10 protein-coding genes are annotated in these 9873 nt (G+C 68.7%); 5 read left to right on the forward strand and 5 right to left on the reverse strand.

Annotated elements, in window-relative coordinates:
• Positions 1 to 3: 3 nt before the first annotated feature.
• The 4 genes from ACRDPN_RS04270 to ACRDPN_RS04285 form a co-directional block, all read right to left on the reverse strand.
• Positions 4 to 360: a DoxX family protein gene (locus tag ACRDPN_RS04270; RefSeq protein ID WP_431446104.1), complete on the reverse strand. Its 357-nt coding sequence runs from the start codon at positions 358 to 360 to the stop codon at positions 4 to 6.
• A gap of 72 nt (positions 361 to 432) precedes the next feature.
• Positions 433 to 1419: a GDP-L-fucose synthase family protein gene (locus ACRDPN_RS04275; protein ID WP_431446105.1), complete on the reverse strand. Its 987-nt coding sequence runs from the start codon at positions 1417 to 1419 to the stop codon at positions 433 to 435.
• A complete protein-coding gene (gene gmd / locus ACRDPN_RS04280; protein ID WP_431446106.1) occupies positions 1416 to 2447 on the reverse strand; it encodes a GDP-mannose 4,6-dehydratase in 1032 nt (343 codons plus the stop codon). Before gmd ends, ACRDPN_RS04275 begins: the two co-directional genes overlap by 4 nt.
• Before the next feature lie 43 nt (positions 2448 to 2490).
• Positions 2491 to 3030 carry a dihydrofolate reductase family protein gene (locus ACRDPN_RS04285; protein ID WP_431446107.1) on the reverse strand — a complete coding sequence of 180 codons (540 nt, stop codon included), beginning with the start codon at positions 3028 to 3030 and terminating at the stop codon, positions 2491 to 2493.
• 76 nt (positions 3031 to 3106) lie between these two features.
• On the opposite strand from ACRDPN_RS04285, the gene ACRDPN_RS04290 reads away from it, so the two are divergent.
• From ACRDPN_RS04290 to ACRDPN_RS04305, 4 genes are read left to right on the forward strand one after another with little or no spacing between them, the layout of a single operon-like run.
• On the forward strand, positions 3107 to 3817 hold the full coding sequence (locus ACRDPN_RS04290; protein ID WP_431446108.1) for an HAD family hydrolase: 711 nt from the start codon (positions 3107 to 3109) through the stop codon (positions 3815 to 3817).
• A 23-nt stretch (positions 3818 to 3840) separates the two neighbouring features.
• Positions 3841 to 6363 carry a glycoside hydrolase family 65 protein gene (locus ACRDPN_RS04295; RefSeq protein WP_431446113.1) on the forward strand — a complete coding sequence of 841 codons (2523 nt, stop codon included), beginning with the start codon at positions 3841 to 3843 and terminating at the stop codon, positions 6361 to 6363.
• 41 nt (positions 6364 to 6404) lie between these two features.
• Entirely contained in the window at positions 6405 to 6866 is a 462-nt protein-coding gene (locus tag ACRDPN_RS04300; RefSeq protein WP_431446109.1) for a hypothetical protein, read from the forward strand.
• A 2-nt stretch (positions 6867 to 6868) separates the two neighbouring features.
• Complete coding sequence (locus ACRDPN_RS04305) at positions 6869 to 7894, forward strand: adenosine deaminase (protein ID WP_431446110.1); 1026 nt, start codon at positions 6869 to 6871, stop codon at positions 7892 to 7894.
• On the opposite strand, the gene ACRDPN_RS04310 is transcribed toward ACRDPN_RS04305, so the two are convergent.
• Positions 7858 to 9531, reverse strand: coding sequence for an asparagine synthase-related protein (locus tag ACRDPN_RS04310; RefSeq protein WP_431446111.1), 1674 nt, complete (start codon positions 9529 to 9531; stop codon positions 7858 to 7860). The two genes, ACRDPN_RS04305 and ACRDPN_RS04310, sit on opposite strands and share 37 nt — an antisense overlap.
• Positions 9532 to 9620: 89 nt before the next feature.
• On the opposite strand from ACRDPN_RS04310, the gene ACRDPN_RS04315 reads away from it, so the two are divergent.
• Positions 9621 to 9873, forward strand: a 253-nt coding sequence (locus tag ACRDPN_RS04315; RefSeq protein WP_431446112.1) for an ArsR/SmtB family transcription factor, incomplete at its 3' end; no start/stop codon positions are given.

Below are 9873 nucleotides of genomic sequence, written 5' to 3' on the forward strand. Positions count from 1 at the left end.
ACGCTACGACACGAAGGACACGTACGTCGCCCCGGCGCTCAGCAGAAGCATGCCAATGGCGTTGACGAAAAGGTTCCGTCCGAAGTCGCGGGCGCGGACGTGGGCCCCGATCGCGAGGACGAAGTACACGACGAGCCCCAGGCAGGCGGCCAGTCCGATCTCGGGCACCCACATGCCGATCACGAGGCCGATCGCAGCGACGACCTTGATCGGGGTGAACACCCACCAGTACGCGCGAGGGAAGCCGACGTCGTCGAAGCAGTCCCGCACGAACCCGACGGGCTTGACGCACAGAGCAGCGTCACCGAGCTGGATCGCGGCGAGAACGAACAACGGCCAGGTGGGGTCGGCGGAGTCCACAGCACTTCCTTCGTCAGGGGCCTACCCACCAGACGACGCAGCCCTCCCTGATGTGACAACCCTCGAGGGTCGTCACTCCCGGAGCGAGTCGAGGTGCTCCCGGTACCACGCGTAGGTGGACCGCAGGCCGTCCTCGAGCGAGATGCTCGCGGCCCAGCCGGCCTTCGAGAGCTTGGAGGTGTCGAGGAGCTTCTGCGGGGTGCCGTCCGGCTTCGACGTGTCCCACTCCGTGGCGCCGTCGTAGCCCGCGATGCCGGCGATGGTCTCGGCGAGCTCGCGGATGGTCACGTCGGTGCCCGTTCCGACGTTGAGCTGCTGTGGACCGTCGTACTGCTCGAGCATGTACAGCACCGCGGCGGCGAGATCGTCCACGTGGAGGAACTCGCGCCGGGGCGAGCCGGTTCCCCAGTTGGTCACGGTGTCGAGCCCGGACGCCGCGGCTTTGTGGTATCGCCGGATGAGTGCGGGCAGGACGTGCGATCCCTGCGGCGAGAAGTTGTCGTTCGGCCCGTAGAGGTTGGTCGGTATGGCGCTGATCCAGGGAAGCTCGTACTGGCGTCGCACCGCTTGCACGTGCATGACCCCGGCGAGCTTGGCGATCGCGTAGGCGGAGTTGGTCGGCTCCAGAGGACCGGTCATCAGCGCGTCCTCGCTGATGGGCGGGTCGGCGAGCCTCGGGTAGATGCTGGCCGAGCCCACGAAGACGAGGCGTTCGACTCGGTGCTCGACTGCTGCATCCATGACGTTGGCCTGGATCTGGACGTTCTGGGTGAGGAAGTCGACCGGGCACGTGGTGTTCGCCAGGATGCCGCCGACCTTCGCCGCGGCCAGCGCCACGTAGCGGGGCTTCGTCCGGGCGAAGTAGGCGAAGACGGCGTCCCTGTCGGTGAGGTCGAGATCGGCCGAGGACGCCCCCACGACGGACGTGAATCCCTCGGTCGCCAGCCGACGCATGATGGCCGAGCCGACCGTCCCACGGTGACCGGCGACGTAGAAGGTGGCGGACCGGTTCAGTGGACCGGGCTCGAAATCGACCCCGTCGTCGGGCGCGACGCTCACACCGTGCCCCACGACTCCAGACGGACCTGGTCGACCCAGGGCCGCCCCTCGTGCGTGAGGGCCTCGATGTCGGCGTCGACCATCAAGCGGGCCAGGTCCTGGCCGTCGACGGTGGGCTTCCAGCCGAGCTCCTTCGCCGCCTTGGTCGAGTCGCCGACGACGGCGTCGACCTCGGTGGGGCGCAGGTAGCGGTCGTCGAAGCGCACGTGCTCCTCCCAGTCGAGGCCGCCGCGCTCGAAACAGATCTGCAGGAACTCGCGGACCGAGACGCCCACGCCGGTGGCGAGGACGTAGTCGCCGGGCTGGTCGGCCTGCAGCATCCGCCACACACCCTCGACGTACTCGGCCGCGTAGCCCCAGTCGCGAACGGCGTCGAGGTTGCCCACGTAGAGATGCTGCTGGCGCCCCGCCTTGATGGCCGCGACCGCCCGGGTGATCTTGCGGGTCACGAAGGTGGCGCCGCGGCGCGGCGACTCGTGGTTGAACAGGATGCCGTTGACGGCGAACAGCCCGTATGCCTCCCGGTAGTTCCTCGTCATCCAGTACGCGTAGAGCTTGGACGCGGCATAGGGCGAGCGCGGATGGAACGGCGTCTCCTCCGACTGCGGTGGCGGGGATCCGCCGAACATCTCGGACGACGACGCCTGGTAGAACCTCGGCTCGATGCTCGACTGGCGGACGGCCTCCAGTAGTCGCACCGTGCCCAGAGCGTTGATGTCGCCGGTGTACTCCGGCTCGTCGAAGGACACCCGGACGTGGGACTGCGCGGCCAGGTTGTACACCTCGTCGGGGCCGATCCGGTCGATCAGCCGCACCAGCCGGCTGCCGTCACCGAGTTCGGCGTGGTGCAGGAAGAGCCGGACGTCGTCGTTGTGCGGATCCTGGTAAAGGTGGTCGATGCGCGCCGTGTTGAACGTCGACGAGCGCCTGATCAGCCCGTGGACCTCGTAGCCCTTGAGCAGCAGGAGCTCGGCGAGGTACGAGCCGTCCTGGCCGGTGATCCCGGTGATGAGGGCGACTTTGGACATGCTTCCCTTCACGCGTCCCGATGGGTCTTCAGGTGCGTGAATCCTAGCCGCTGGCCTTGACGACCTCGTAGCGTGCGCAGGCGAACTCGACGTTCTGGGCCAGCTCGGTGAGCTTGAGCTCCTGGCGGCGCGGGAAGAGCGGCGCGCCGGCGCCGAGGAAGACCGGTGCGATGTAGACGATCAGCTCGTCGAGCAGGCCGGCATCGGCGAACTGGGCGGCGAGGTCTCCGCCACCGACCACCCAGACGCCCTTGCCACCGGCCGCCTCGACCATCTCGGCGTGGTGGTCGGTCACGTCGCCGCGCACATGGCGGATGTCGCCCTCGATCTTCGGCACGTCGTGGTTGCTGAATACCCAGCAGGGGATGTCGTACGGCCACGCGGCATCGGGGCCCTCGTGGTCGAGGACCCACTCGTAGGTGGTGCGGCCCATCGCCGCCGCGCCGATGTCGGCGATGAAGTCGTCGTAGTTGAGCGGACCGCCGCGATCCTGTTGGCGGGTCATGAGCCAGTCGAGTGAGTCGTCGGGGTCGGCGATGAAGCCGTCTAGACTGGTCGCGGTGTAAAAGACGGTGCGAGTCATGCGGCTCAGTATCGCCGGGCCCGGTGACACTGCGGGTCTTCGCGCGAGGGGTGGGTTGCGGGCATACGCTTTCGGAATGGATTGGAGCGACTTCGACGCGGCACTGTTCGACCTCGACGGCGTCATCACGCCGACGGCCGAGGTGCACATGCACGCGTGGGCGGAGATGTTCGACGCCTTCCTCCGGGAACGGGGCGTCGATGAGCCGTACACCGAGGACGACTACTTCAAGTACGTCGACGGCAAGCCCCGCTACGACGGTGTGCGCTCGTTCCTGCAGTCGCGTGGCATCGAGCTGCCCGAGGGCCAGCCGTCCGACAGCCCCGACGAGAAGACCGTCTGCGGGCTCGGCAACCGCAAGAACGACGTGTTCGAGCAGGTGCTCCAGCGCGACGGCGTCAAGGCCTACCCGGGTTCACGCCGCCTCGTCGAGGCACTGGCCAAGCGCGGCATCTCACTCGCCGTGGTCTCCAGCTCGCGCAACGCTCCGGACGTGCTGCGGGTGGCGGAGATGATCGACTTCTTCCCGACCATCGTCGACGGCCGCGTGGCCACCGAACGTCACCTGGCCGGCAAGCCCGCCCCGGACACGTTCCTGTACGCCGCGGAACAGATCGGCGCCGAGCCGTCCCGCGCGGTGGTGCTGGAGGACGCCCTCAGCGGCGTCGCCGCCGGCAGGGCCGGCAAGTTCGGCCTCGTCATCGGTGTCGACCGCGGCGTGGGAGCCGAGGCCCTCACCGAGAACGGTGCCGATCAGGTCGTCACCGACCTCGAGGACCTGCTGTGAGCGACGAGGGCGGCACCCCACTGATGCCGGACGTCCAGTCGAAGCCTGAGGACGCCGACAAAAAGGGGCCGTCGCACGAGGCTCCACCCATCACCGACTTCCTCGACCGCACCCGCTTCCCGGTCGACCCGTGGCGCCTCGTCGAGCAGCAGTTCAGTGACGAGAACCTCGGCACCACGGAGACGGTCTTCGCGCTCGGCAACGGGTATCTCGGCATGCGGGGGAACGTCGAGGAGGGCCGCGACTCGCACTCGCACGGAACCTTCCTCAACGGTTTCCACGAGACCTGGCCCATCCAGCACGCCGAGGAGGCCTACGGCTTCGCCCGGGTCGGCCAGACCATCGTCAACGCACCCGACGCGAAGGTCATCCGCCTCTACGTCGACGACGAGCCGCTGCTCCTCCCGGTCGCGGACCTGCTCGACTACGAGCGGGCCATCGACTTCCGCACCGGGGTGCACCACCGCGACATCCTCTGGCGGACCCCGGCCGGCAAGCGGGTCCATCTGCGCACCACTCGCATGGTCTCGCTCACCCAGCGCCACCTCGCGGTGATGACGTTCGAGGTGACGATGCTCGACGACTCGGCGCCGGTGGCGATCTCGTCGCAGATCCTCAACCGTCAGGACGGCGAGGACGAGTACCACGTGCCCGACAAGGCGATGGGCGAGGGCGTCGACCCGCGCAAGGCCGAGCGTCTCATCCGCCGCGTGCTCCAGCCCGTGCTGCACCGGGGCGACAAGGAGCGCGGGCGCGTCGAGCTCGGCTATCGCTGCACCGACAGCGGCATGACGCTCGGGGTGGCCGCCGACCACCAGTTCAGCACCGACAACCAGTACACGTGCGACGTCGACGTCTCGGAGGACCTCGCCAAGATCGTCTACCGGATCGACGCCGAGCCCGGCCAGACGGTCAGGCTCACCAAGCTCGTCTCGTACCACACCTCTCGGGGTGTGCCTCCTCGTGAGCTGCTCGACCGGTGCCGGCGCACGCTCGACCGCGCGGCGTCCGAGGGCGTCGAGAAGGTCGAGGCCGACCAGCGGGAGTGGCTCGACGACTTCTGGCACCGCTCCGACGTCGTGGTCGAGGGAGAGGACAAGATCCAGCAGGCGTTGCGCTGGAACCTGTTCCAGGTGGCCCAGGCATCGGCTCGCGCCGAGGGCAGCGGCATCCCGGCCAAAGGGGTCACCGGGTCCGGCTACGGCGGCCACTACTTCTGGGACGCCGAGATCTACGTGCTCCCGTTCCTCACCTACACCAGGCCACAGGCCGCACGCGCGGCACTGCGCTTCCGCTACACCCTTCTCGACGCCGCCCGGCGACGAGCGGCCGAGCTCGCCCAGAAGGGCGCCCTGTTCCCGTGGCGCACCATCAACGGCGAGGAGGCGTCCGCCTACTACGCAGCGGGCACCGCGCAGTACCACATCAACGCCGACATCGCGTACGCCCTGGCGCAGTATGTGGCCGCCAGCGGAGACCTGGACTTTCTCGTGCGCGAGGGCATCGACGTGCTGGTCGAGACCGCCCGCATGTGGGCCGATCTGGGCTTCTGGCGCGAGGACAACGGTGGCGACTTCCACATCCACGGCGTCACCGGGCCGGACGAATACACGACCGTCGTCAACGACAACCTGTTCACCAACGTCATGGCGCGCTTCAACCTGCGCCGGGCCGCCGAGGCCGTGCGGGAGCTCCGCGAGCTGGACGGGCCGCAGTACGACGCCCTCGTGGAACGGCTCGAGCTCCAGGACGACGAGATCGGTGAGTGGGAGCGCGCGGCCGAAGGCATGTCGATCCCGTACGACGAGCACCTCGGCGTGCACCCTCAGGACCTGCACTTCCTCGAGCGCGAGGTCTGGGACCTGGGCAACACGCCTCTGGAGCAACGGCCGCTGCTGCTGCACTACCACCCACTGGTGATCTACCGGTTCCAGGTGCTCAAGCAGGCCGACGTCGTGCTGGCGCTGCTGCTGCAGGGCGAGCTGTTCACCGACGAGCAGAAGCGTGCCGCGTTCGAGTACTACGACCCGATCACCACCGGTGACTCCACCTTGTCGGCGGTGGCGCAGTCGATCATGGCGGCCGAGGTCGGCTACGACGACCTGGCCCTGCGCTATTTCCTGAGCTCGCTGTTCGTCGACCTCGCCGACCTGCACCAGAACGCTGCCGACGGCGTGCACGTGGCCTCCACCGGCGGTGTGTGGGGTGCGCTGGTCTTCGGGTTCGCCGGCTTCCGCGACCAGAGCGGACGGTTCACCTTCGACCCACGCCTTCCCGAGCAGTGGCCGTCACTGACCTTCCGGCTCATGCTGCGCGGCAACCGAGTGCGCGTCACGCTGGGTCAGGACCAGATCGAACTCGTCGTCGAGGAGGGCGAGGAAGTGACACTCGACGTGCGCGGGGAGTCGGTCACCGTCACGACGGGCGGGCCCACGACGGTTCATCTCAAGGGACAGGGCCCGCACCTGGACGGCGAACCGGCGCCGATCGCGGGCCGCCAGCGGGCCGACGGCAGCGTCATCGAAGCCATCGTGCCCGGCGCCTGAAAGCACGCACAGGGCCGTTTCGGCGCCCTAGAATGACGCCTGTGCTGATCGTGAGGTATCACTTGGCCTCCGGCGAGTCCGGAGAGGACGTGCTTGTCGACGACGACAAGTGGTCCTTCGGCCGTCCTGGCACAGAGGAGCCCCCCACGGTCTCCACCGATGACAGGCGCATCAGCCGTGGTGCGCTGGTCATCCGTGACAGCGGTCCCGGTCCAGTGGTGTACCGCGGACAGCGGGGCGAGGTCGCGCGCGTCGGGCTGATCGCCGAGGACGGCTCCACCACGTGGCTGTCGGAGGCCAAGGCCGGCCTCCTGACCGACGACGCGCGGCGCATCGAGTTCCACCTCGGCGAAGAGCACGTCATCACGGTGGAGGTCGACTTCGCCGACCGCGGCAGCGTCAAGGAGCGTCGCCTGCAGGCGCTGGCAGAGGCCGAGGAGGCCGAGGAGGCGGCGAAGGCGGAGAAGGCCGAGGAAGCGGATTCCGGCCCAGATACGCTCTAGGAGTGACGTTCGTCGAGGGCTTGCCGAAGGCCGAGCTGCACGTCCATCACGTCGGGTCGGCGTCCATCATGACCGTGGCCGAGCTCGCGGCACGGCACGAAGGCTCCACCTCGGTGCCCAGCGACCCGGACCAGCTGACCGACTACTACGACTTCACCGACTTCGGCCACTTCATCGAGGTGTACCTCTCGGTCGTCGACCTTCTCCGCACGCCCGAGGACATCTGGACGCTGACGCACGACGTCGCCCACGACCTCGCCGCCCAGAACGTCCGCTACGCCGAGCTGACGCTCACGCCGTACACGTCGATCCGTTCGGGCATCACCGCCGAGGCGTACTGCGAGGCGGTGGAGGACGCGCGTCGCACCGCCGAGGCCGAGCTCGACCTCACGCTGCGCTGGTGCTTCGACATCCCCGGCGAGTTCGGCCTCGAGGGCGCCGACGCCACGATCGACATCGCGCTGCACCATCGCCCCGACGGCCTGGTGAGCTTCGGTCTGGGTGGACCCGAGGACGGCGTGCCGCGTCCGCAGTTCGCGCCGCACTTCGCGCAGGCGCAGGCCGCGGGTCTGCACAGCGTCCCGCACGCGGGGGAGTCCACCGGCCCAGAGACGATCTGGGACTCGCTGCGTCACCTCGGTGCCGAGCGCATCGGCCACGGCATTTCTGCCGCGAAGGACGAAAAGCTGATGGAGTACCTGGCCGCCACGGGCGTCGTGCTCGAGGTGTGCCCGACGTCGAACGTCTGCACACGGTCGGTGCCGTCGCTCGCCGAGCATCCGCTGTCCGCGCTGGTGAAGGCCGGCGTCACGGTCACGATCAACTCCGACGACCCGCCGATGTTCTCCACCACGTTGAACCAGGAGTACGAGGTCGCCCGTGAGCTGCTCGGCCTGGACGACGCCGGAGTCGCGGAGCTCGCGCGCGCGGCGGTCCTCGCGTCGTTCGCCGAGGAGCCGGTCAAGGCCGCGATCCTCGACGAGATCGACGCCTACGTGGGCTCGTCGTCCGCGAGCACGTCGGCGTAGGTCGTCCGCCACTCCGCGAACTGGCTCGCCCAGTTCAGGACCCGGTGGCCCTGGATCGTGTGGCCGAGGCGGTTCAGGGTGTCGACGTCGTCGAGGGCCTGACGGAACTCCGGTCCGAGGAGCTCGACGGCGGTCTCGCTGCCCCTGATCGTCTGAGCGATGGCTCTGAGCGCCGCCGGGCTGGTCTGGCGCCGCGACCCCCTCTTGCGCTTCGGTTCGCCGTCGTTCGAGGACGGCAACGACGCCACCTGTGGGTCGGCTGCCATGAGCATCTTGCGGTAGAAGGCGCCATCGAGCTTGTCGGCGACGGGAACCCGCAATGCGGCATCGATGACGGCGGGATGCACGAACGGCACGATCACCTGGCTCTCGGGGGCCAGGAGTCGCAGCGGGCACGTAGCGCTGGCGCGGGCCACACGCGTGTGCAACGTTCCCAGCATTTGGGCGGCGGGGTGTCCGTTGAACCGGGAGGTGACCTCCGCGAACGAGGCGCGGCTGCGCTTCTCGAAGTCCGCGGCTACCCCGGGTGCCCACCGAGCCGGATCCTTGAGGCGGTTCTGGGAGAGCCGATCCCACAGTGCGTTGTCCTCGTCCGGGTGCGCCCGCATGAAGGAGCCGGCCCGAAACAGCGTCTCGCCGGCCAGCGCGTCGAGGCATGGTTCCGGACGTTCGCGCAGTGCCCTGGCCAAGGGCATGAACCAGTTGTGGTGGGTGGTCTGAAAGTCCATCCGTCGCCGAACGGTGGTCAGCTCGTCGAGCCAGGCGTCGGGGCCCGTCACGAGGGAGTGGTGCTCGGCGCCGAGGGTCCCGGCGACGGCTGGGGCCAGATCGAGGTCGAGGTCGCGGCCATCATCGCCACTGGTCGTCCAGGTCGAGACCTGGTCGCTGTGGCGTCCACCAAGGATGGCCATCAAGCGGGAGTCGAACCCGCCGGACAGGCAAACCGACAGTCGCTCCACGTCGGGCACTTGCTGTTCGACGAGCGCCAAGGCGTCGGCCGGCGTCACGCTTCCGTCTGGTTCGGCCGACAGCCAGCCCGGCTCGAAGCCGGTGGGGTGGATGCCGCGGTCGTCGGCCACCCAGGCTGTGGCGGCCGTGGTTCGCCGGACCTCCAGGAACGGCGTGGCGTCGGACGTCGCCGCGGTCAGGGCGAAGATGGACGCCCACGCCGACCAGTCGGTGTGGAGCTTCGCACCGTTGAGGCGCAGCAGCGGATCGATGCGGACCGAGAAGTAGAGGGCCTCGCCGATGCGGCGCGTGAACAGGTCCTGGAACCCCAGCGCATCGGCGTGCAGGGTGGTTCCGCGCGGGCCGTCTTGCAGGCCTGCGGCATTGCGCCGGCCGGCCGCGTCCTCCCACGACGTGGGGTCGTCTCCGTCGGTCAGGGGGAACCAATAGTGGCCGGCGTCGTCACCGTGCTGCCATCGCGGCAAGTCGGTGCTGGCGAACAGAACACCCCTGACGGACCGGTGCACCTCGCGAAGCGTGGCGGGAGAACCGTCGCGGAGGCGCTGAAGCAGCTGCTCGTCGACACGGCCGATGGCTCCGCAGACGTATGGGTGGGCGCGAAAGTCGGTGGCCTCCGCCGAGTGCGCCTGCTGATCGCGACGCGTGCGCGTCCACCACTTCGTCCTCACGGCTCGACCCTAACGACGGGGGGTTGACACCACTCCTGCGACGTGATTGCATAACTAAACAGTTACAGAACTGAAAGGTTATGGATGAGATGACGGACGATCAGCTCGATCTCGTGTTCGGCGCACTGGCCGACCGGACCCGCCGCGCGATCCTCGCGCAGCTGAGCCGGGACCCGACCAACGTCGCCGGGCTCACCGAGCTGTTCGACATGTCGCAGCCGGCCGTCTCCAAGCACCTCAAGGTGCTCGAGCAGGCCGGGCTGGTCTCCCGCACCCGGAAGGGCACCATGCGCCTCAGCCATCTCGAGGCCGCGCCGCTCAAGGACGCCACCTCCTGGCTGG

Origin of the sequence: Aeromicrobium sp., from assembly GCF_050700635.1 — a bacterium.
Taxonomy (GTDB): domain Bacteria; phylum Actinomycetota; class Actinomycetes; order Propionibacteriales; family Nocardioidaceae; genus Aeromicrobium.